Source organism: Marivita lacus (assembly GCF_014637725.1).
Lineage (GTDB): Bacteria > Pseudomonadota > Alphaproteobacteria > Rhodobacterales > Rhodobacteraceae > Marivita > Marivita lacus.
In genome coordinates this window covers 218,166-240,247 of sequence record NZ_BMFC01000004.1, presented here as the reverse complement: position 1 = coordinate 240,247, position 22,082 = coordinate 218,166, and the positions used below count along the sequence as shown (strand labels likewise).

The 22,082-nt window shown below is 62.4% G+C and carries 18 protein-coding genes, 2 tRNA genes, 1 pseudogene and 1 riboswitch; of the genes and pseudogenes, 9 read left to right on the top strand and 12 right to left on the bottom strand.

Annotated elements, in window-relative coordinates; genetic code table 11:
* Positions 1-23: 23 nt before the first annotated feature.
* Both IEV82_RS11035 and hisF read right to left on the bottom strand, forming a co-directional pair.
* Positions 24-332, bottom strand: coding sequence for a phosphoribosyl-ATP diphosphatase (locus IEV82_RS11035; RefSeq protein ID WP_188482076.1), 309 nt, complete (start codon positions 330-332; stop codon positions 24-26).
* Positions 329-1,090, bottom strand: a complete 762-nt coding sequence (gene hisF, locus IEV82_RS11030) for an imidazole glycerol phosphate synthase subunit HisF (RefSeq protein WP_188482075.1) — start codon at positions 1,088-1,090, stop codon at positions 329-331. The genes IEV82_RS11035 and hisF overlap by 4 nt, the downstream gene beginning before the upstream one ends.
* 86 nt (positions 1,091-1,176) lie before the next feature.
* Between hisF and IEV82_RS11025 the strand changes: the two genes are divergently transcribed.
* Complete coding sequence (locus IEV82_RS11025) at positions 1,177-1,935, top strand: SDR family NAD(P)-dependent oxidoreductase (protein ID WP_188482074.1); 759 nt, start codon at positions 1,177-1,179, stop codon at positions 1,933-1,935.
* Between the two features lie 87 nt (positions 1,936-2,022).
* Positions 2,023-2,475: a DUF302 domain-containing protein gene (locus tag IEV82_RS11020; RefSeq protein ID WP_188482073.1), complete on the top strand. Its 453-nt coding sequence runs from the start codon at positions 2,023-2,025 to the stop codon at positions 2,473-2,475.
* Here the strand turns inward: IEV82_RS11020 and hisA are convergent.
* The gene (gene hisA, locus IEV82_RS11015) at positions 2,472-3,194 is read right to left on the bottom strand and encodes a 1-(5-phosphoribosyl)-5-[(5-phosphoribosylamino)methylideneamino]imidazole-4-carboxamide isomerase (protein WP_188482072.1); all 723 of its coding nucleotides are present in this window, start codon (positions 3,192-3,194) and stop codon (positions 2,472-2,474) included. The genes IEV82_RS11020 and hisA overlap by 4 nt on opposite strands.
* 137 nt (positions 3,195-3,331) lie before the next feature.
* Here hisA and IEV82_RS11010 point away from each other — a divergent pair, with 137 nt between their 5' ends.
* Positions 3,332-3,718 (top strand): DUF2147 domain-containing protein, encoded by a 387-nt coding sequence (locus IEV82_RS11010; RefSeq protein ID WP_188482071.1) that lies wholly within the window; start codon positions 3,332-3,334, stop codon positions 3,716-3,718.
* Between the two features lie 231 nt (positions 3,719-3,949).
* Here the strand turns inward: IEV82_RS11010 and IEV82_RS11005 are convergent.
* The 8 genes and pseudogenes from IEV82_RS11005 to IEV82_RS10970 form a co-directional block, all read right to left on the bottom strand.
* Positions 3,950-4,108: pseudogene (locus IEV82_RS11005) on the bottom strand (LysE family translocator); the annotation flags it as partial.
* A gap of 79 nt (positions 4,109-4,187) precedes the next feature.
* A complete protein-coding gene (gene hisH, locus IEV82_RS11000; RefSeq protein WP_188482070.1) occupies positions 4,188-4,823 on the bottom strand; it encodes an imidazole glycerol phosphate synthase subunit HisH in 636 nt (211 codons plus the stop codon).
* Positions 4,824-4,826: 3 nt separating this feature from the next.
* Complete coding sequence (hisB, locus tag IEV82_RS10995) at positions 4,827-5,414, bottom strand: imidazoleglycerol-phosphate dehydratase HisB (RefSeq protein WP_188482069.1); 588 nt, start codon at positions 5,412-5,414, stop codon at positions 4,827-4,829.
* A gap of 93 nt (positions 5,415-5,507) precedes the next feature.
* A tRNA-Gly gene (locus IEV82_RS10990) sits at positions 5,508-5,582 on the bottom strand.
* A gap of 21 nt (positions 5,583-5,603) precedes the next feature.
* Positions 5,604-5,678, bottom strand: a tRNA-Gly gene (locus tag IEV82_RS10985).
* Positions 5,679-5,809: 131 nt separating this feature from the next.
* Positions 5,810-7,411: an SIR2 family protein gene (locus IEV82_RS10980; RefSeq protein WP_188482068.1), complete on the bottom strand. Its 1,602-nt coding sequence runs from the start codon at positions 7,409-7,411 to the stop codon at positions 5,810-5,812.
* 114 nt (positions 7,412-7,525) lie between these two features.
* A complete protein-coding gene (locus IEV82_RS10975; RefSeq protein WP_188482067.1) occupies positions 7,526-10,969 on the bottom strand; it encodes a pyruvate carboxylase in 3,444 nt (1,147 codons plus the stop codon).
* Between the two features lie 57 nt (positions 10,970-11,026).
* Positions 11,027-12,199 (bottom strand): alpha-hydroxy acid oxidase, encoded by a 1,173-nt coding sequence (locus IEV82_RS10970; protein ID WP_188482066.1) that lies wholly within the window; start codon positions 12,197-12,199, stop codon positions 11,027-11,029.
* 151 nt (positions 12,200-12,350) lie between these two features.
* Here IEV82_RS10970 and IEV82_RS10965 point away from each other — a divergent pair, with 151 nt between their 5' ends.
* A complete protein-coding gene (locus tag IEV82_RS10965; RefSeq protein WP_188482065.1) occupies positions 12,351-14,714 on the top strand; it encodes an ATP-dependent helicase in 2,364 nt (787 codons plus the stop codon).
* A 57-nt stretch (positions 14,715-14,771) separates the two neighbouring features.
* On the opposite strand, the gene IEV82_RS10960 is transcribed toward IEV82_RS10965, so the two are convergent.
* On the bottom strand, positions 14,772-15,716 hold the full coding sequence (locus tag IEV82_RS10960) for a DUF726 domain-containing protein (RefSeq protein WP_188482064.1): 945 nt from the start codon (positions 15,714-15,716) through the stop codon (positions 14,772-14,774).
* A gap of 109 nt (positions 15,717-15,825) precedes the next feature.
* A riboswitch (SAM riboswitch) is annotated at positions 15,826-15,902 on the top strand.
* 56 nt (positions 15,903-15,958) lie between these two features.
* Between IEV82_RS10960 and metZ the strand changes: the two genes are divergently transcribed.
* The 5 genes from metZ to IEV82_RS10935 all read left to right on the top strand — a co-directional run bounded on the left by metZ (position 15,959) and on the right by IEV82_RS10935 (position 21,974).
* Positions 15,959-17,137, top strand: coding sequence for an O-succinylhomoserine sulfhydrylase (metZ, locus tag IEV82_RS10955; RefSeq protein ID WP_188482063.1), 1,179 nt, complete (start codon positions 15,959-15,961; stop codon positions 17,135-17,137).
* 131 nt (positions 17,138-17,268) lie between these two features.
* The gene (gene folE2, locus IEV82_RS10950) at positions 17,269-18,366 is read left to right on the top strand and encodes a GTP cyclohydrolase FolE2 (protein ID WP_188482062.1); all 1,098 of its coding nucleotides are present in this window, start codon (positions 17,269-17,271) and stop codon (positions 18,364-18,366) included.
* A 276-nt stretch (positions 18,367-18,642) separates the two neighbouring features.
* Positions 18,643-18,900, top strand: coding sequence for a hypothetical protein (locus IEV82_RS10945; protein WP_188482061.1), 258 nt, complete (start codon positions 18,643-18,645; stop codon positions 18,898-18,900).
* Between the two features lie 33 nt (positions 18,901-18,933).
* Complete coding sequence (locus IEV82_RS10940; protein WP_188482060.1) at positions 18,934-20,382, top strand: TrkH family potassium uptake protein; 1,449 nt, start codon at positions 18,934-18,936, stop codon at positions 20,380-20,382.
* Positions 20,382-21,974 (top strand): 5-guanidino-2-oxopentanoate decarboxylase, encoded by a 1,593-nt coding sequence (locus IEV82_RS10935; RefSeq protein WP_188482059.1) that lies wholly within the window; start codon positions 20,382-20,384, stop codon positions 21,972-21,974. Before IEV82_RS10940 ends, IEV82_RS10935 begins: the two co-directional genes overlap by 1 nt.
* The last annotated feature ends 108 nt before the right edge of the window (positions 21,975-22,082 follow it).

Genomic DNA, 22,082 nt, shown 5'->3' with positions numbered 1-22,082 from the left:
AGGTATTTGGAAACCAGAGAAGGTCAGGACCGCTTTGCTTTTTCCTGCAATCCGGACTGGCCCTGACGGCGGTCAAGCTCGGCCATCACGTCGGCCAAGGCCACGTCCCGCGATTTCAGCATCACCAGCAGGTGAAAGAGCACGTCGGCCGCCTCCGAGGTGAGGCGGTCGCGGTCGCCCTTGACCGCTTCGATCACCGCCTCGATGGCTTCTTCGCCGAATTTCTCGGCGCATTTCTCGGGGCCCTTGGCCAGCAGTTTCGCGGTCCAGCTTTCGTCTGCGGGCGCGGTGGCGCGGGCTGCCACGATCTGTTCAAGCTCGTCCAGCGTCATGTCAGCCTCACCGGGATACCTGCGGCGGCCATGTGCGCCTTGGCCTCGCCGATCGTGTATTCGCCGAAATGGAAGATCGACGCGGCCAGCACTGCGCTGGCACCCCCTTCGGTAACCCCTTCGACAAGGTGATCCAGCGTGCCCACGCCGCCCGACGCGATCACCGGCACATCCACGGCGTCCGATATCGCGCGGGTCAGCGGCAGGTTGAAGCCTGCTCTGGTGCCGTCGCGGTCCATGGAGGTGAGCAGGATTTCGCCCGCACCCTTGGCGACTACGGTGCGGGCGAAATCCACCGCGTCGATTCCCGTGGGTTTGCGCCCGCCATGGGTGAAAATCTCCCATTTGCCGGGGCTGACCGTCTTGGCGTCGATGGCGACGACGATGCACTGGCTGCCGAACTGGTCGGCGGCCTCGGCCACCACATCCGGGTTGGCGACGGCGGCGGAATTGAACGACACCTTGTCGGCCCCTGCCAGCAAGAGCGCGCGCACATCCGCCACGGTGCGGACACCGCCCCCCACGGTCAGCGGGATAAAGCATTGCTCGGCGGTGCGGGTCACCACGTCGAACATCGTGCCGCGGTTTTCGTGGGTCGCGTGGATGTCGAGGAAACAGATCTCGTCCGCGCCCGCCGCATCATAGGCGCGAGCGGCATCGACCGGATCACCGGCGTCGCGCAGATCGACGAAATTGACGCCCTTGACCACGCGGCCATCGGCGACATCGAGACAGGGGATGATACGGGTCTTCAACATGGCCCTTCGCGTACCCCGAAGATCGCCGCTTGTGAAGCCTGCGTGTTGCGCATTATGCCTTGGGGCCAATGAAAGAGGAGCCTTCCATGTCACACGCATTCGCCCGCTACCCCAGCCTCGAGGGAAAAACCGTCTTCGTGACCGGCGGCGCGTCCGGCATCGGGGCCGAGATCGTCACCGCCTTTGCCGCGCAGGGGGCGAAGGTGGGGTTTGTCGATCTGGACGCCGAGGGCGCACAGGCACTGGCAGGGGCGACCGAGGGCACGGTGGCATGGGAACAGGCCGATCTGCGCGACATCCCGGCGTTGCAGGCGGCGTTTGACAGGCTGAAGGCCAAGCTTGGTCCGGCGCAGGTGCTGGTGAACAATGCCGCGCGCGATGACCGCCACGACTGGCGCGAGGTGACGCCCGAGTATTGGGACGAACGGCAAGCCACCAACCTGCGCCACATGTTCTTTGCCATTCAGGCCGTGGCCCCCGACATGATCGACGCAGGCGGTGGGTCGATCATCAACATGGGATCGAACAGCTGGTGGGAAGCGGGGGGCAACATGCCCGCCTACACCACCGCCAAGGCCGCCGTGCATGGCCTGACCCGCACCATGGCGCGAGACCTGGGTGGGCACCGCATCCGTGTGAATACGGTCGTGCCGGGCTGGGTGATGACCGAACGGCAGAAGGACCTCTGGGCCAGCCCCGAGGCGCTTGAGAAACATCGCGACCGCCAGTGCCTGCCCGATCTGATCGAACCGGTCTACCTGGCCCGCATGGTGCTGTTCCTCGCCTCCGACGACGCGGCGATGTGCACCGCCAACAATTACATGGTCGAAGCGGGGTCGATTTGAGCGTCCCTTGGGCCGCTCACGTCATCGTGCATATCAAGTGACCGGAACCTGTCCGATCCTGCGGTCAAATCACCTGAGGGGACAGTCATGAAACACCTGATCTTTGCCGCCGGGCTTGCCTTGGCCGCCACAACCGCCCCTGCCGGGGACAATGGCATGACCACCAAGGCCAGCGCCCTGGGCGTGACCGAGACTGTCGATGCAATGGTCGCTGCAATGGAGGGCGCGGGGATCACCGTCTTTGCTCGTGTCGACCACGGGGCCGGGGCGCAATCCATCGGCGAAGACATCGGCGCATCGCAGCTTTTGATCTTTGGCTCGCCCAAGGTGGGCACACCCGCGATCAAGGACGATCCGGTGGCAGGCCTGTTCCTGCCGCTCAAGGTGCTGGTCTATCAGGACGCAATGGGCGCCACAAAGGTGGTTTATGAAGACCCGGCCGCGATGCTGGGCAGGCTTGGCGGCGTGTCCGAGGATGCCGCCTATCTGCAGCCCATGGCAGGCGCGTTGGCGCGGTTTACGGACGCTGCGAGCAACTAGGCGCGCAGCACCGCCAACGCCTCTGTCAGGTCGAGCGCGCCATCGTACAGCGCCCGGCCCGAGATCGCACCGTCAAGCTGCGCGCCGCAATCGCGCAGCGCGATCAGATCGTCGAGCGAGGACACACCGCCCGAGGCGATCACCGGGATCGACACGGCGCGCGCCAGATCGGCGGTGGCCTCCACGTTGGGCCCTTGCATCGCGCCGTCGCGGTTGATGTCGGTATAGATGATCGCCGCCACTCCCGCGTCCTCGAAGGATTTTGCCAGATCCGTCACCATCACGTCGGTCTCCTCGGCCCAGCCCTTGGTCGCCACGCGGCCATTGCGGGCGTCGATGCCGACAGCCACATGGCCGGGAAACGCTTTTGCCGCTTCGCGCACCAGATCGGGGTTCTCGACCGCTACGGTGCCAAGGATCACCCGCTGCAAGCCCTTGTGGAGCCAGCGCTCGATGGTCGCCATGTCACGAATGCCGCCGCCCAGTTGCGCGGGCACCTTGCAGCGCTCGAGAATCGCCTCGACCGCTGCCGCGTTCACCGGCTCTCCGGCAAAAGCGCCGTTCAGATCAACCAGATGCAGCCACTCGCAGCCGGCCTCGACGAAGGCCATCGCCTGTGCGGCCGGGTCGTCGTTGAACACGGTGGACTTCTCCATGTCACCACGCAAAAGGCGCACGGCCTGTCCGTCCTTGAGGTCGATGGCGGGGTAAAGGATCATGGCGCGGTCTCCGGTCAGATGTCGCCTCGCGCTTTGACATGACGGAACGGCACATGCAACGCGACCTCGCGTCAATCTTGATCGGTTCGAACTCCGTGGGTCAGAGTTTCCGCACCACTCTGAGGGAGGAGACAGAGATGAAACTGATGACACTCGCCGCAGGACTTGTCCTTGCTGCAACCGCCGCCTTTGCCGATCCGGTCGAAGGCACGTGGAAAACCCAGCCCGGTGATGACGGCAATTACGGGCTGGTCACCATCAGCCCCTGCGGTGCCGAGATCTGTGGCGTGCTGGGGCAGGGCTATGATGCCAGCGGCAACAAGATCGCCTCGCCCAATATCGGACGACAGATGATCTGGGCGATGAAACCGCAGGGCGGTGGCGCGTATGGGGGTGGCAAGATCTGGGCCCCGGACCGCGACAAGACCTACAATTCCAAGATGACGCTCAGCGGCAACCAGCTCGAGGTCGAAGGCTGCGTGCTGGGCATCTGTCGCGGCCAGACCTGGACGCGGGTGAAGTGATCTGCGTGTCGCGGGTGCAGCGCCCCCGCGACACGCTGGGGGGCTTTGCCCCCCAGACCCCCCAAGGTATTTCGAAACCGAAGAAGATCGGACTGGAGCATGTCGGTCGGGCGTGAGCCCTGCACATGCCTCAGACCAGCAGCATCCAGACCGCCACCCCGGCCAGCACCGCCGCAAAGCCCCGGTTCAGCCAGACAGCGCTTTGGTCGTCGCGGAAGGCGCGGGCAAGCCGGTCGCCGCCCATGTGGCCAGGTGATAGCCGGCGCTGGCGGGAAGGGTGGCACGGAGCCCGAAAACTGCGCCATTGGCGGCGAAGAGCATGTTGCCGGGGCCGGGGCTGTAGGCCAGCGGGAACAGAAAGATCAGCAGGGCGAGGACGGGTTCGGTCATGGGGATGTCCCTTGTGTCAGGACATCAGCTTGCGCCTGTTCCGGTGCCGGGGCGATCCGGTTCCTGCGGGTTCAGCGCGTCACGGCGCCCACCGCAGGAAGTTGGCGATCATCCGCAGGCCGGTGGCCGCGCTTTTCTCGGGGTGGAACTGGAAGCCGACCATGGTGTCGCGCGCCACGACGGCAGTGACGTCGCCGCCGTAGTCGACATGGGACACACGCTGGTGCGGGGTATCGACGCGCATCTGGTAGGAATGCACGAAATAGGCGTGTTCGCCGGTCTCGACCCCCTCCAGCACCGGGTGGGGCGCGTCGATCACCAGATCGTTCCAGCCCATATGCGGCACCTTCATGCCCGCACCTTCGGGCGTGATCCGTTCGACCACGCCGTCGATCCAGCCCAGACCATCCGTCGCCTCGTATTCCAGACCCTGACGCGCCATGAGCTGCATGCCGACGCAGATTCCGAGGAACGGGCGGGCCTTGACCTCGACCGCCTCAATCATCGCCGCGAACGCCCCTGACGCGCGCAGCGCCGCAGCACAGGCCGGGAAGGCGCCGTCGCCGGGCAGCACGATCCGGTCGGCGCCCGCGATCACCTCGGGGTCGGCCGTGACCACGACCGATCCCGCGCCGACCTCCAGAGCCATGCGCTGAAACGCCTTCTCGGCAGAGTGCAGATTGCCGCTCTCGTAGTCGATGATCGCTGTCAGCACGGGTTACAGCGCCCCCTTGGTGGACGGGATCGCATCGCCCTTGCGGGGATCGACCTCCAATGCATCGCGCAAGCTGCGCGCCACCGCCTTGAACGTGGCCTCGGCGATGTGGTGGCTGTTCACACCGTGCAGCAGGTCGACATGCAGCGTGATGCCGCCATGGGTGCTGAACGCCTGGAAGAATTCGCGCACCAGTTCGGTGTCGAATGTGCCCACCTTGGCGGTCGGCATCGCCACGTTCCACACGAGGAACGGCCGCGCCGAGAGGTCCAGCGCCGCGCGCACCAGCGCGTCGTCCATCGGCAGGAGGCACGCGCCGTAGCGCACGATCCCGCGCTTGTCGCCCATGGCCTCGCTCAGCGCCTGACCCAGCGCGATGCCCACATCCTCGACACTGTGGTGATCGTCGATATGCAGATCGCCCTCGCAGCGCACTGTCATGTCGATCAGGGAATGGCGCGCCAACTGGTCCAGCATGTGGTCGAAGAAGCCCACGCCTGTCTGGTTGTCATAGCTCCCGGTGCCGTCCAGATCGACCGTTGCGGTGATCTTTGTCTCGGCTGTGGTGCGGGTGATCGTGGCGCTGCGCATATCGCCTCTCCTTGGGCTGGGTTGCGGCCTTATAGGCAGCACCGCGCGCCCCGAAAAGGGGGGAGATGCACCACACGGAAGGAGAAAGGACGATGGAGCGGGCGAGGCGATTCGAACGCCCGACCCTAACCTTGGCAAGGTTATGCTCTACCCCTGAGCTACGCCCGCGCTGCCATCGTCGTACCGGATTGGAGCGGGCGAGGCGATTCGAACGCCCGACCCTAACCTTGGCAAGGTTATGCTCTACCCCTGAGCTACGCCCGCGCTGCCAATCTGGTATGGGCGGATTTAGTGTGTGTCGGGGCAGGGTGCAAGAGGAAAATTTGGGGGTGGGGGAGGCTAGTCCGTAGCCATTCTCGTCACGCGCCTCAGATTCTCTCTTATGTATTTATCAGTTAAGCCTTGAGATCAAACCCGTACGCCAGCCTGTCGTAAAAGGAACAAAGCTTTCGGTAGTATGATGAGTACGGGTCTCCAAAGTCATCTGGCTTGTGTACCGACAAGAACTCCTTGAGTGCGTCAAGTTCAACGTCCTTCGGGTCTTGATGAGTGACAAATATTGCCACCTTTTGTGGATCAGCTTCACGGATTATTTCAGATGTGGATTTGCTCGACCAATAATTGTCGTATTGACTTTTATAAGATGAAAGCGCGTATTTCTTTTTGGCCATCTTCTTGCAAATGATCTTGGCCGAGGTGTAAGTTGACTTATCAAGTTCGTGAGCATTGGTTATTCCTACTTCATGGAGGTACCTGAATACAGGAATAAAAGTTGTATTTGATCGTCGAAACACAGGAAAGGCGAGTTTCAATAGCTTTTCGGCGTCGAAAACTGATTTTGCTTTTGTGAAATCTGTATATATATCTGACAGGTTCACGCCCTGATACCCGCTTTCAGCAAGCGCCTTTTCCGTTTGTACAACAAGTTTATCTTGTTCTTCAGAGTGCGCTTGGGCGACGCCCACGCCAACTAAAAACTCCACCTCATCGCTAGTGTCGAGTTCATCGATGTCGATTACTGAAAGTTTTTTCTCTGGTTCTTCTGAGTTGACAAGCTCATACATTTGCTCCTTGCAGTATCTCAGTATTCGGGCAGGAATCTTGCGTTTATTCTCGTTTATTGCTGAGTATATTTTTGAGAAGTCATCGGTTACGAGTACAGTAGCAATTATGTTTCGACCAGCTGTGCTGAAGTTTAGTTTTTGCATGGACTCCTTTTCACCGTTTGCCCTTCGAACAAAAATGAGGTTTTCGCTGAATTTCTCTAATTTCTCTTCTGTGAGGCATTGGGCAATTGAGAAAATAATTGTTTGTATATGTGGGTCGGTGACTGAATATCCGATAAAAAATATAGGATGTTCGATAAAGAGCGTGATGAGCTTAGCGGCCAGGTATGGGTTCTTACCTTCGAAATCTTCGTAATCTTCTTCAGTGAGGACTAAACTACTTGGTCTGCTCGCGCATCCATGGATTTTGTATATCTCTGCAATCGCTTGTGGATTTGAGAAAAGTAACTCTTCTTGTCCGATAAAAACTCTATACTCAGGAAATACTTCCTCAAGAAGAAAGTCCCAATTTGTCGTTATAATCCCGTCAACGTTTATCTCTTTTAGGATTGAGAGTTCCGCCTGAATATTTTTAGCTGAGTTCCCAGTGGTGTCTACGCTTCCAATGTACTCACAAATTTCGTTTTTTAAGGCGTCGGAAATCGAAGTTGTGCTGTCTTTGTATTTTTTTCTGGAGTTCTCATACTTTGCTTCCTTCCACCATATCTCATGGAAATCCTTCGCCAAGAGAGTCGCTGCTTTTGGAAGGTTTCCGTTCGCTGTCGCGGAGTAGTAATCAAATTCCAATATATCGTCACAAAATCGGGTTAGTAATCCTCTCCAATCTTCTATTCCGATATATCTTCGAGAGAAGCCCGAACCAACAAAAAGAAATGGAGATCCAGACTTTGATTTGAGAAGTTTCTGTGTCTCCTCTTGCAAGTTAATCATCAACTTATCCTTTTCAGAAAAGTTCTTTTTGAATGCTCAGCAGCATCTGCATTCAATTTTTGCTTCCCAAAGGAATGGTTGATTCGAGCCCCACACCCCACCCACACCCCACCCTCACTCCAACTCGATCAACAAATCCTTCGCGTCGATCTGCGCCGCCGCCTGCACATGCACCGCCTTCACCACCGCGTCGCGCTCGGCGTGCAGGCCGGTTTCCATCTTCATCGCCTCGATGGTCAGCAGCAGGTCGCCCTCCTTGACCTTCGCCCCCGCCGTCACGACGACCGAGGCCACGACCCCCGGCATCGGCGCGCCGATGTGGTTGGGGTTGGCCACTTCCGCCTTGGGTCGCGCCGCCGTGGTGGCCTTGGCCTTGCGGTCGGGAATGCGGATCGTGCGCGGCTGGCCGTTCAGCTCGAAGAACACCCGCACCTCGCCATCGTCCTGCGTGTCGCCCACCGCGATCAGGCGAATCTCGAGCGTCTTGCCGGGGTCGATCTCGGCGCTGATCTGGTCGCCCTGTTCCATGCCGTAAAAGAACGTGTGCGTCGGCAGCACCCGCACCGGGCCGTAGGTGCGATGGCGTCCCATGTAATCGAGGAACACCTTGGGATACATGAGATATCCGGCGAGATCCTCGTCGTCGATCGCCTTGCCTTCCAGCTCCTTGATGACCTTCGCGCGGGTTTCCTCGATGTCCACCGGGGCGGCATGCAAGCCGGGGCGGTCGGTGAAGGCTGTCTCGCCCTTGAGGATCTTCTTCTGGATCGCCGAGGGCCACCCGCCCGGAGGCTGGCCCAGATTGCCGCGCATCATGTCCACCACCGAATCGGGGAAGGACACGTCCTTTTCGGGGTCCTCCACATCGGCGCGGGTCAGACCCTGTGACACCATCATCAACGCCATGTCGCCCACCACCTTGGAGGACGGCGTGACCTTGACGATATCGCCGAACATCTGGTTGACGTCGGCATAGGTCTGCGCCACCTCGTGCCAGCGCTCTTCCAGACCAAGCGACCGCGCCTGCGCCTTGAGGTTGGTGAATTGCCCGCCAGGCATCTCGTGCAGGTAGACTTCGGACGCCGGGGCCTGCTGGCCGCTTTCGAAGGCCGCGTATTGCCCGCGCACCGCTTCCCAGTAATTGCTGATCTCGCGAATGGCGGAGATATCCAGCGACGTTTCCCTCTCGGTGTGGCGCAGCGCCTCGACCACCGATCCCAGCGTCGGCTGGGACGTGTTGCCCGACAGCGCATCCATCGCCGCGTCCACCGCATCGACGCCCGCAGCGGCGGCGGCCATGATCGTGGCGATGCCCGCGCCGGACGTGTCATGGGTGTGGAAGTGGACGGGCAGGCCGACCTCTTCCTTCAGCGCCTTGATCAGCGGCCCGGCGGCGGCAGGTTTCATCAGCCCGGCCATGTCTTTCAGCCCGAGGATGTGCGATCCGGCGTCGCGCAGTTCCTTGCCCATCGAGACATAGTATTTCAGGTCGTACTTGGACCGCGCCGGATCGTTCAGATCGCCGGTGTAGCAGATCGTGCCTTCCAGAACGCGGTTCGTGTCCAGCACCGCATCCATCGCGACGCGCATGTTTTCGACCCAGTTGAGGCTGTCGAACACGCGGAACACATCGACCCCGGTCTCGGCGGCCTGTTTGACAAAGAACTGCACCACGTTGTCGGGGTAGTTGGTGTAGCCCACGCCGTTCGCGCCGCGCAGCAGCATCTGCGTCATGATGTTGGGCATCCGCGCGCGCAGGTCGCGCAGGCGCTGCCACGGGCATTCCTGAAGGAACCTGTAGGCCACGTCAAAGGTCGCACCGCCCCAGCATTCGACACTGAAGAGCTGCGGCAGGTTCGCGGCATAGGCCGGGGCCACGGTGATCATGTCGATCGACCGCATCCGCGTTGCCAGCAGCGACTGGTGCCCGTCGCGCATCGTCGTGTCGGTGATCAACACTTCGGTCTGCGCCGCCAGCCAATCGGCCACCGCCTGCGGGCCCTTTTCGTCCAGTAGCGTCTTGGTGCCCGGCGGCGGCGTGTCCACCCGCGATTTCGGCGCGCGGGCGGGCTTCAGATCGGGATGCGGCTTGGCACGGCCCGCCACCTCGGGATGGCCGTTCACTGTGATGTCGGCGATATAGGTCAGCACCTTGGTGCCCCGGTCGCGACGCTTGCGGAACTGGAACAGCTCCGGTGTCTCGTCGATGAACTTGGTCGTGTACTGGTTGTTCAGGAAGGTCGGGTGCTTGAGCAGGTTTTCCACAAACGCGATGTTGGTCGACACACCCCGCACCCGGAATTCGCGCAACGCGCGGTCCATCCTCGCAATCGCTTTTTCCGGGGTCGGCGCCCAGGCGGTCACCTTTGTCAGCAGCGAGTCGTAATAGCGCGTGATCACGCCGCCTGCATAGGCCGTGCCACCATCCAGACGGATGCCCATGCCCGTGGCCGAGCGGTAGGCGGTGATCCGGCCGTAATCCGGGATGAAGTTGTTCTGCGGATCCTCGGTCGTCACGCGGGTCTGGAGCGCGTGGCCGTTCAGGCGGATGTCGTATTGCGAGGCCTTGCCCGTTGCCTCGGAAAGCGACTTGCCCTCGGCGATCATGATCTGCGCCTGCACGATGTCGATGCCGGTCACTTCCTCGGTGACGGTGTGTTCCACCTGCACGCGGGGGTTCACTTCGATGAAGTAGAATTTACCGTCATCCATATCCATCAGGAATTCGACAGTGCCCGCGCATTCGTAATTCACATGCGCGCAGATCTTGCGGCCCAGTTCGCACAGCTCTTCGCGCTGCGCTTCCGACAGGTAGGGGGCAGGGGCACGCTCCACCACCTTCTGGTTGCGGCGCTGGACCGAGCAGTCGCGCTCGTAGAGGTGATAGATGTTGCCCTGCTTGTCGCCGAGGATCTGCACCTCGACATGGCGGGCGCGGATGATCATCTTCTCGAGATAGCCTTCGCCATTGCCGAACGCGGCCTCGGCCTCGCGGCGACCCTCGAGCACCTTTTCCTTAAGCTCCTTGGCGTTGTTGACAGGGCGCATCCCCCGACCGCCGCCCCCCCAGGACGCCTTGAGCATCAGCGGAAAGCCTATCGCCTCGGCCTCCTTTTTGATGGCGTCGAAATCGTCGCCCAGCACCTCGGTTGCCGGGATCACCGGCACACCGGCCTCGACCGCCACACGCCGCGCGCTGGCCTTGTCGCCCAACGCGCGCATGGTCTCGGCGCGCGGGCCGATAAAGGTGATGCCGTTGGCAACGCAGGCATCCACGAGGGCCGGGTTCTCCGACAGGAGGCCGTAGCCCGGATGGATCGCGTCCGCGCCCGATTTCTTGGCGACGCGGATGATCTCGTCGATGCTCAGATAGGCCGCGACCGGTCCCAGACCCTCTCCGACGCGGTAGGCTTCGTCCGCCTTGAATCGGTGCAGGCCCAGCTTGTCTTCCTCGGCATAGACGGCGACCGTCTTTTTGCCCATCTCATTGGCGGCCCGCATGATGCGGATTGCAATTTCGCCCCGGTTGGCAATGAGGATTTTCTTGAAGTCTGGCATGGCAGGAGTCCTGACGTTCTGGGTCTTCAGGGAAACTATAAAGGATTTGTCAATGTCTCAACTGGTCGGCCTCGGTGGTCCGAAGGTCTCGAGCCCGTCAATCCGGGCTTTCGTGCGCAGATCGGTCGGTCGGGTGACGCCCAATTGACCGATATTCGCGGTCATGTCCTTTTGCAGGATGTCGATCAGATGCGCCGGCCCTTCGGTGTCCAGCGCGCCAAGCGCATAGTGCCACGCACGGCCCAGCATGACGAAATCCGCCCCCAGCGCGATGGCGCGCAGGATGTCCAACCCGCCTTCGATGCCGCTGTCAAAGATCAGCGGCAGGGTGGTGGCGTCGCGCATCGCGGGGAGGACCTCGATCGGGGCGGGGGAGGCATCGAACTGCCGCCCAGCATGGTTCGACAGCCAGATCGCATCGACACCCGCCGATTCAAGGCGCGGCGCATCGTCGGGGTTCAGAACGCCCTTGACGAAGAACGTGCCGTCCCACGCATCGCGCAGCCAGCGCACGTAGTCCCAATCGGGCGAGGTGCGCAGCAGGTAGCCCGCGTGCTGGGTCGAACTCAGCCCCGTCACCTTGCCCGCGTAATCGTCGATCAGCCGCATCCGCGGCATCCCAAGCGTCGCAGTGCCCATCGCCCATGTCGGACACATCGCGATCTGTGCCAGCAGGCGCGGCGTCAGCTTCGGCGGTGTGGTCAGGCCGGACCGCACCTGACGTTCGCGCCGTGATGGCACGGGCACGTCCACGGTCAGGATCAGCGTCGAGAACCCGGCCTCCTTGGCCCGCCTGAGCATGTCGGTCCGGATGCCCTCGTCGCGGGGCGGATACATCTGGAACCAGCCATTGCCGTTCAGATGCGGCGCAACCTCTTCGGGGGTGCGCGTCGCCACGGTCGAGATGCTGTAGGGAATGCCCGCCTTGGTCGCGGCCCGCGCCAGCTTGCGTTCGGCATCGGGCCAGATCAGGCCGGACATGCCCACCGGGCTGATGCCGACGGGCAAGGCATAGTCTTTGCCGCAGAGCGTCGTGCTCAGGTCCACGGGCAATTCGCCATGCAGGATGGACGGGGTGAACAGCACCCGGTCCAGCGCCGCGCGATTGCGCCGCAAGGTGGCTTCCTTGCCGGTTGCACTGTCGAGATATTCCCAGACGAATTTCGGAATGCGCCGCTCTGCGCGCGCTTTCAGATCCTGGATGGCGGGGTATTTTGCGTGATGATCCATAGAGGCGCATTTGTGGACAGAAGAGGGGAATTGTCCAGAAGCGGATTTTTCGAAAATTCGATGATTTCCCCAACTGGAAATCGCCCCGTGATGAAGTGAACATTATCGGAACATCTTTATCTCTGGCGTCACCGGCGCTATCTTGGCCCCCATGAGCAGTTTCGATGAAATGGAGGCGTTCGAAAACGCCTCGCTGTCCGCCCGCGCGATGGCCGCGCGCCCGCAGCCCTATCTGGATGATCTCAACCCGGCACAGCGCCAGGCGGTCGAGACGATGGATGGCCCGGTCCTGATGCTGGCCGGGGCCGGCACCGGCAAGACCAAGGCGCTGACCACGCGAATCGTGCATCTCTTGAACACCGGGCGGGCGCGCCCAAACGAGATCCTGGCCGTGACCTTCACCAACAAGGCCGCGCGCGAGATGAAGGACAGGGTCGGGCGGCTTCTGGGCCAGACCGTCGAAGGCATGCCGTGGCTCGGCACCTTCCATTCGATCTGCGTCAAGCTGCTGCGCCGTCATGCCGAACTGGCGGGGCTGAAATCGAACTTCACGATTCTGGACACCGACGACCAGCTGCGGCTGCTCAAGCAATTGGTGCAGGCCGCCGGCATCGACGACAAACGCTGGCCTGCGCGGCAATTGGCGGGCATCATCGACGGTTGGAAGAACCGCGCGATCACCCCCAACAAGGTACCTGCCGCCGATGCGGGGGCGTACAACCATCAGGGGCCAAAGCTCTACGCGCTTTATCAAGCGCGGCTCAAGGAACTGAACGCGGTGGATTTCGGTGACCTGCTGCTGCATGTCGTCACGATCTTTCAGGCGCATCCCGATGTGCTGAACCAGTATCAACGCTGGTTCAAATACATCCTCGTGGACGAGTATCAGGATACGAACGTCGCGCAGTACCTCTGGCTGCGTCTGCTGGCCAGCGCGCACAAGAACATCTGCTGCGTGGGCGATGACGACCAGTCGATCTATGGCTGGCGCGGCGCCGAAGTGGGCAACATCCTGCGATTCGAAAAGGATTTCGAGGGCGCGCATGTGGTGCGGCTTGAACAGAATTACCGCTCCACGCCGCATATCCTGGCGGCGGCGTCCGGCGTGATCGCGGGCAATCAGGGACGGCTGGGCAAGACGCTCTGGACCGACGCGCAGGAGGGCGAGAAACTCCGTCTGATCGGCCATTGGGACGGCGAGGAAGAGGCCCGCTGGATTGGTGAAGAGGTCGAGGCGATGCAGTCCGGCACGCGCGGCATGCGCGCGGTATCGCTCGACGAAATGGCCATCCTTGTCCGCGCCTCGCACCAGATGCGCGCCTTCGAGGACCGGTTCCTGACCATCGGTCTGCCCTACCGCGTCATTGGCGGCCCGCGCTTCTACGAGCGGATGGAGATTCGCGATGCGATGGCCTATTTCCGCCTCGTCACCAGCCCGGACGACGATCTGGCCTTCGAGCGGATCGTCAACACCCCCAAGCGCGGTCTTGGCGACAAGGCACAGCAGACCGTCCAGACCGTCGCCCGCGCCAATGGCGTGAGCCTTGTCGAAGGTGCGCGACTGGCGGTGGAACAGGGCTTGATCAAGGGCAAGGGCGGATCCGAACTGGGCCAGCTTGTGCGCGATCTGGACCGCTGGGGGCGCATGGCCGAAGACACCGATCATTCCGAACTTGCAGGCATCGTTCTGGACGAGAGCGGCTATACCGGCATGTGGCAGAACGACAAGACACCCGAGGCGCCGGGGCGGCTCGAGAACCTCAAGGAACTGGTCAAGGCGTTGGAGGAATTCGAGAATCTGCAAGGATTTCTGGAGCATGTCAGCCTGATCATGGACAATGACAAGGGCGGCGACGGCGAGAAGGTGTCGATCATGACGCTGCACGCGGCCAAGGGTCTGGAATTTCCCGCCGTCTTCCTGCCGGGCTGGGAGGACGGGCTGTTTCCGTCGCAGCGCTCCATGGACGAAAGCGGTCTCAAGGGTTTGGAAGAGGAACGCCGTCTGGCCTATGTCGGCATCACGCGGGCCAAAGAGATTTGCACGGTGTCCTTTGCCGCCAATCGCCGGGTCTTCGGCCAATGGCAATCGGCCATGCCCTCGCGGTTCATCGACGAGCTGCCCGAAGAGCATGTCGACGTGCTGACCCCACCGGGGCTTTATGGCGGCGGCTACGGGGCTGCGGGCATGGCGTCGCCCGCGACCCAGATGATGGCCGGGTCCGATCTGCACCAGAAGGCGGCGGACGCGAATGTCTACAATTCCCCCGGCTGGCGACGCTTGCAGGCGCGGTCGCAGCAGCGCCCGGTCAGCCAGCCGACCGAGGCGCGCAACACGGTGATCGACGCCACCGCAATCAGCTCCCACGCGCTGGGCGAACGGGTGTTTCACCAGAAATTCGGCTATGGTGCCGTGATGGGGATCGAGGGCGACAAGCTCGAGATCGAGTTCGACAAGGCGGGCACCAAGAAAGTGGTCGCACGGTTCATCTGTGCCGCCGATGACGTGCCCTTCTGAAGCAGGGTGAATGCGCTGACGCGCATGCAGGTTTCTGGTGCCTCTGGCGATCGGTCCTCAAGACATGACAGGCGATGTGCCTTTGGGGGCTGTTGCGTGTGCATATTTGGAAAAAGAAGAAGCTGGAGACTGCGCCTGGATGGCCTGCGCAGCGAGGTCCGGCGCGGGTGGGGCGCTGCCGCGTTGGGTGTCGGACAATGCGGCGCGCAGCCGGTGCGCGGGCAGCGAGCCGTCAAAGAGCGCACGGTAAAGCGCGCCTGTGCCCGGCCGCAGATAGGTCGACCAGTGGCAGATCGACCGGTCCGGTGGCGGCACGTCGAAGCCCAGTCCGACCAGCCGCTTGCGATCCTCGGCATGATCCAGCCGCAGGGTCACGGTGTTCGGCCCGCTCAGCCCACGACCTATGGCGCGTTCGGACCGCATCGGGGCCAGCAGGCAAAGCTCGGTCAGCGCGTCGAACACCGCGTTTTCGCGGCTGGTCACGTTGATCAGGTGAAACGGCGTGCCCCGGTGGTGATCCGCGACACAGGTCGCGTGCCGGTCGAAATCCGCGCCGTTCAGAAGGATCGCGGTGCGCACCGCGCCCGGTGCGCTGTGGCGCAGCGCGGTCAGTGCGACCCGCGCGCCCAGCGAATGGCCCAACAGGTGGATGGGGCGCTTTGGCGCGTCATGCTGCAGCCGGGCGATCAGGTCGGCCAGCGCGCTGCCCGCGATCTCGGCCTGACGCCAGGCTGTCCAGAGCGATCCGCGTGCGGGCCAGCCAAAGCCTACGGCCGAGATGCGCGGCGTGCCGATGCGCAGCCGCACGGGCCAGGGCCTGCTGCGCAGCGCGGGATGGTTCGAGTGACGGGCAAAAAGGCTCGTGTGCGGGCAGTCCGTCGCCGAGCCGGGGCGGTACTTGTAGCCGTGCAGCATGATGACGACCGGTGCGGATGCGGGCAGGGGATGCAGATCACCCTGCCAAAAGCCGGTCCCGTCGCTGCTGATCTGCACAAGAGCCATGGATCGCCCCACCACATGTTGGGGCAGGGCTAAGTCTCTTCCGCAACATTGCGGTGACGTCCGTGTGACAGCGATATGTCAGGCTTGACCTGTGCCTTTGCGGCCAGTATCGCAGCGTCGTGGCGATTTGTTACCGGATTGCGGGCCACGTTAAACATGCCGCTAAAAGGTCAGTCGAAAGCCCCTTTCGCTTGGCCGGAACGGGGCTTTTTTGATGGGTGGTGGCCCAAATGGGTGAAGACATGAAAGACAGGAAGCCGAGAACGAAACTGGTGCACGGCGGCACCAAGCGCAGCCAGTGGGGCGAGGTCAGCGAAGCGATCTTTCTCACGCAGGGCTTTGTCTATGACAGCGCCGAACAGGCCGAGCAGCGGTTCATCAAACCCGGGCCGGACGAATATATCTATGCCCGCTACGGCAACCCCACCGTCGCGATGTTCGAGGAACGCATCGCGATGCTCGAAGGGGCCGAGGACGCCTTTGCCACGGCAAGCGGTATGGCGGCCGTCAATGGCGCGCTGATGTCGATGCTCAAGGCGGGTGATCACCTTGTGTCGGCGCGCGCGCTGTTCGGGTCGTGTCTCTACATTGTCGAGGACATCCTGCCGCGGTTCGGCGTCGAGGTGACTCTGGTCGACGGATCCGATCTGGACCAGTGGCGCGCGGCTGTGCGCCCGGACACCAAGGCGGTGTTCTTCGAGTCGATGTCGAACCCGACGCTGGAACTCGTCGACATCGAGGCGGTGTCCGCGATCGCCCATGCCCAGGGCGCGCTTGTGGTGGTGGACAACGTGTTCTCGACCCCGGTGTTTTCGGATGCATTGGGGCAAGGCGCGGATGTGATCATCTATTCCTCGACCAAGCATATCGACGGGCAGGGGCGCACATTGGGTGGCGTGATCCTTGGCACACGCGACCATATCCGCAAGGTGGTCGAGCCCTACATGAAGCATACAGGCGGGTCGATGTCGCCCTTTACTGCATGGGTGCAGCTCAAGGGGCTTGAAACGCTGGATCTGCGCGTGCGCGCACAGGCAGACTCGGCGCAGGCCATCGCAGAGACGCTTGAGGGCCATGCCAAGCTGAAGCAGGTGATCTATCCGGGGCTTCCGTCGCACAAACAGGCGGCGCTGGCGGCACGTCAGACCGGCTCGGGCGGCACGATGCTCGCCATCGAGCTTGCGGGCGGCAAGGCGGCGGCTTTTGCCTTCCTGAACGCGCTCGAGGTGATCGTGATCTCGAACAATCTCGGGGACGCCAAAAGCATCGTCACCCACCCCGCGACCACGACGCATCAGCGTCTGAGCGCGGAACAGCGCGAGATCCTTGGCATTACCGACGGTTTGGTGCGTCTTTCGGTCGGTATCGAGGATACGGATGACCTGATCGAGGATATCCTGACCGCACTCGATGCTGCATGAGTGTGAAATGACCGAGAAATTTCCCCGCAAGAGTGGTCCGATTGTGGGGGGCTGCCGTATACAGGGTAGATGGAAATGATCGGACGGGTGCCTATCTTCAGGGCATGTCCTACGGGCGAGGGGGCCTGAGTATGAACATCCATACACCTGAGATCGACCGCAAACCGAGCCGTTCCGAAGCAGAGGCAGCGCTTGCGCTGTTGCGCCAATGGGCCGGAAAATCGCATGACGCCGAGATCGACATGGTCGATCCGGTCCTGCGGCGTCTGGTTGACGGGGATTCGGACAGCTACCCGGTCCTGTCGCGCGCCTATCCCGATGGGTTTGCTGTCGATGCGGCTTACAAGGATACGCTGCCTGATCTGCAGAACGGCCCGTCTGCCCTGATCCGGGGCGCCAATCGTGGCATCCAGCATGTTGGCATTTCCAATTTCCGCCTGCCGATCAGCTATCACACGCGCGACAATGGCGATCTGACGCTGGAAACCAGCGTGACCGGCACGGTCAGCCTCGATGCCGACAAGAAGGGCATCAACATGAGCCGCATCATGCGGTCCTTCTATGTGCATGCCGAAAAGACCTTCAGCTTCAACGTGATCGAAGCGGCGTTGGACGATTACAAATCTGACCTCGAATCCTTTGACGCGCGCATCAACATGCGCCTGTCCTTCCCGATGAAGGTGTCGAGCTTGCGCTCGGGCCTGTCGGGCTACCAGTATTACGACATCGCCCTCGAACTGGTCGAAATCGCGGGTGTGCGCCGCAAGATCATGCATCTGGATTACGTCTACAGTTCGACCTGCCCCTGTTCGCTGGAACTGTCGGAACACGCGCGCCGCGAGAGGGGCCAATTGGCCACACCGCATTCGCAGCGTTCGGTTGCGCGGATCTCGGTCGAACTGAACGAGGGCAAGTGCCTGTGGTTCGAAGACCTGATCGACATGTGCCGCCGCGCCGTGCCGACCGAGACGCAGGTCATGGTCAAGCGCGAGGATGAACAGGCCTTTGCCGAACTGAACGCCGCCAATCCGATCTTCGTCGAAGACGCGGCGCGACTTTTCGCCGAGCAGTTGCAGGCAGACGCACGGATCGGCGATTACCGCGTTCTGGCCAGCCACCAGGAAAGCCTGCACAGCCACGACGCCGTGTCGGTGCTGACCGAGGGTGATCTCTTCGCGGCTCAGAGCCTTGATCCCAAGCTCTTCTCGACGCTGTTCCATGTTGGCTGATGTGCCGGTCTGAAACCTGCGTGTGCAAAACGGCGGCTTCGGTCGCCGTTTTTCTGTGTTGCGTGCGGACAAGGCGGCGGACTCTGCGATGTGATGAAATCCTCGCCGCTGTGCCGCTTCATCGGGCAGGGGGCCACCACATGCCGGGCAAGGTGTCGTTACAATCCCACAGGCCGGCCGGGAATCGCCCGGCGCCGCCGCTTCGTCACGCATCGGCTCGCAGCGCGTCCTAGACTGAGCATCGGGAGGAAACCGCCAACCGCAACGAGGTTTCCAATGTCGATAGACCCGCTGCACGTGCAGTTTGTCACGCCCGGATTGCGCAACCGGATCGATCTTTACTTTGCCGAACGGGGGCAGGGCTTCAACGCCGCTGCCTATATCCGCCCGCGCCTTGGCAGCATCCTGCGGCTTGACGCGATGAGCGATGCGGATTTGGCGCGATGCGGCCTGACGCGCGAGGACATCCTGCCTTTCGTCTTCGAGGATTGTTTTGCCGACACGGCACCGCCAAAGCGGTGGTCTGGCGCTTGACACCCCTACGATCCGGGTTCAACGCTTTGCGCCATGTTCGACATCCGTCCCGTATCCTATGTGATCGGCCTTCTGGTCGCTGTTCTCGGGGCGACGATGCTTTTGCCGATGCTGGTCGATCTGGCCGAAGGTCGCGGCGAATGGCACGTGTTCCTGCAAAGCTCTGTTCTGACAATGTTTTCCGGCGGGCTGATCGCGCTGGCCTCGGCCAATGGGGTGCGGCGTGACCTGTCCTTGCAGCAGGTCTTCCTGCTGACCACCGGGGTCTGGGCTGTCCTGCCGATGTTCGGTGCGATGCCGATGATGATCGGGGTCACCGACCTGCGCCTTGTCGATGCCTATTTCGAGGCGATGTCGGGGATGACGACCACCGGATCGACCGTCATTTCGGGGCTTGATGAGCTGCCCAAGGGCATCCTGTTGTGGCGCGGCATCCTGCAATGGCTGGGTGGTTTGGGGATCGTGATCGTCGCCATGCTGTTTCTGCCCGTGATGCGCGTGGGCGGGATGCAGTTCTTCAAATCCGAAGGGTTCGACACGCTGGGCAAGGTTCTGCCCCGCGCGCTGGATATTTCGCGCGGGCTGTTCGAGATCTACATCCTTCTGACAATGATCTGCGCGCTGACTTATTTCGTGCTGGGCATGGACGTGTTCGATGCGACTGTGCATGCGCTGACAACGGTGTCCACAGGCGGGTTTTCAACCTCGGACATGTCGTTCGCCAAGTTCGTGGGCTCGGCGGAATGGGCAGGGGTGCTGTTCATGGTCCTTGCCAGCCTGCCTTTCATCCGCCTGTTCCAACTCAGTCGGGGGCAGGTGCAGCCGATCTACCGCGACAGCCAGATCCGCACCTATCTGCTCCTGCTGACGCTGGCGGTGGCGGCGGTCAGCCTGTCGCAATGGCTGGTGAATGCGCGCTACGATCTGGCGACGCTGCGGTCGATCGCCTTCAACACGGTGTCGTTCTTTACCGGCACCGGCTACGGCAGTGCGGATGTGACATTGTGGGGCGGCATGGCCTTTACCGTGCTTCTCTTCGTCGGGGCGATTGGCGGCTGCACCGGGTCGACCGGCTGTTCGATCAAGGTGTTCCGCTACCAGGTGTTCTTTGCCGCGCTGACATCACAGCTCAAGCGCATCGCCTATCCGCACCGGGTCGTGACCGTCCGGATCGACGGGCGTGTCGTGCCCTACGAGGTCATGGCCTCGGTGATCTCGATGTTCACGCTTTTTGCGGTCACCGTCACCGCCGTGGCGATCCTGCTGTCCTTCACCGGTCTGCCGTTTCTCGAATCGCTGACAGCCGCATGGACATCGGTGTTCAATATCGGCCCCGCCTTCGGCACGATGATCACGCCCTCGGGATCGCTCGAAAACTTCTCGGACACGGCGAAATGGATCCTGTCCTTTGCCATGCTGATGGGCCGGTTGGAGCTGGTGGCCGTGATCGTCCTCTTCCTTCCCACCTTCTGGAGAGCCTGATGTCCCGACAGCCCTTTGGCGCGCAGATTTCGAACATGCTCAGTGATCGTGGCGTCGACACGATCTTCGGCATCCCCGGTGTCCACAATATCGAGCTTTATCGCGGCATAGATCAGGCCGGGATCACCCATGTGCTGGCCCGCCACGAACAGGGCGCGGGCTTCATGGCTGACGGTTACGCCCGCGCCTCGGGCAAACCCGGCGTGGCCTATGTCATCACCGGGCCGGGGCTGACCAACATCCTGACGCCGCTGGGGCAGGCTTATTCCGACTCGGTGCCGATTCTGGCGATCTCGTCCTGCCTTGACGAAACAGCCGCCCGGCGCGGACAATTGCATCAGATGCGCGACCAGCGTGCGGCGGCGGAAACGGTCTGTGCATGGTCCGAAGAGGCGCGAACTGCCTCCGCCGCCTATACCCTGATCGACCGGGCGTTCGATCTGTTCGCCAGTGCCCGTGCGCGCCCCTGTCATCTGCAGGTGCCGATCGCCACTCTGGGTGCGCAGGCCGATCCCGCGCCGCCGCGTCCCGTGCGCCCCGCTCTGCCGGCTGCGTCCCATGCGGAGGTCTACGATCTGGTCGCCGCCGTGCTGGCTGCCGAAAAACCGCTTTTCGTGTTTGGCGGTGGCGCGGTCTCGGCTGCGGAAGCGGTGCCCGACCTGCTGCGCCAGACCGGTGCGGCCTCGTTCGTGACCTATGCGGCGCGCGGGATTGTGCCCGCAGATCAGCCGCTCTTTTTCGGCAGCTATCTGGCCCGTCCCGACAGCGCCGAGATCGCGGCACAGGCCGATCTTGTGATCGCCGTGGGAACCACGCTGTCCGAGGTCGATCTCTGGCGACCAAGGCTCGGCCATGACGCGCCGATGATCCGGGTGGACATCGACCCTGAAAATTTCAGCGGCATGGGACCACAGGACCGCGCGATCCTCGGGGATGCGGGCGCGATCCTGCGCGCCATGACCATCGCCATTCCCGCCCGCACCGGGGACCAGCCGCCGAAATGGGACGCGGCCGCAGTGGCACGCAAGCGCGCTGCGTGGCGCGCCGAGGTGGAGATCGAACGCCCCGGCATCGTGCCGGTCTGCGACGCGCTGCGCGCCGTGCTGCCCGACGACACGATGATCTATTCCGACATGACGCAGTTTGCCTACGGCGCGAAAGAGGTCTGGGACATGCCGCGCCCCGGTCATTGGCACCATCCCTACGGCTTTGGCACGCTGGGCTATGCGTTGCCTGCCGCCATCGGCGGGGCCGTGGCGCGACAGGGCAAGCCGACGCTGGCCATCGCGGGGGATTACGGGCTGCAATACACCATCCAGGAACTGGGCACGGCGGTCGAACTGGGCCTGCCGCTGCCGATCCTTGTCTGGGACAATGGCAAGCTGGGCGAAATCGAGGACAGCATGGTGCGTAACCAGATCGCGCCCAATGCCGTGGTGGCGCGGAACCCGGATTTCCTTGCTCTGGCAAAGGCCTACGGGGCGGGTGCGGTCGAGCCGAACAGCCTCAAGGCGCTGCAACAGGCGGTGATCGACGCCCTCACCGCCAAGGGCCCGACGCTGATCCGCATGACCCGCGCGCTGGCCGGATAGCGTGCCAAGCCCGCGCGGTGCCTTGACGAAGTCTTAACGCCCCACCGTCAAAACCCTCCGCACGACGCGCATCGAGCGGAGAGGGTCACTCCCACACCGCGACACCAC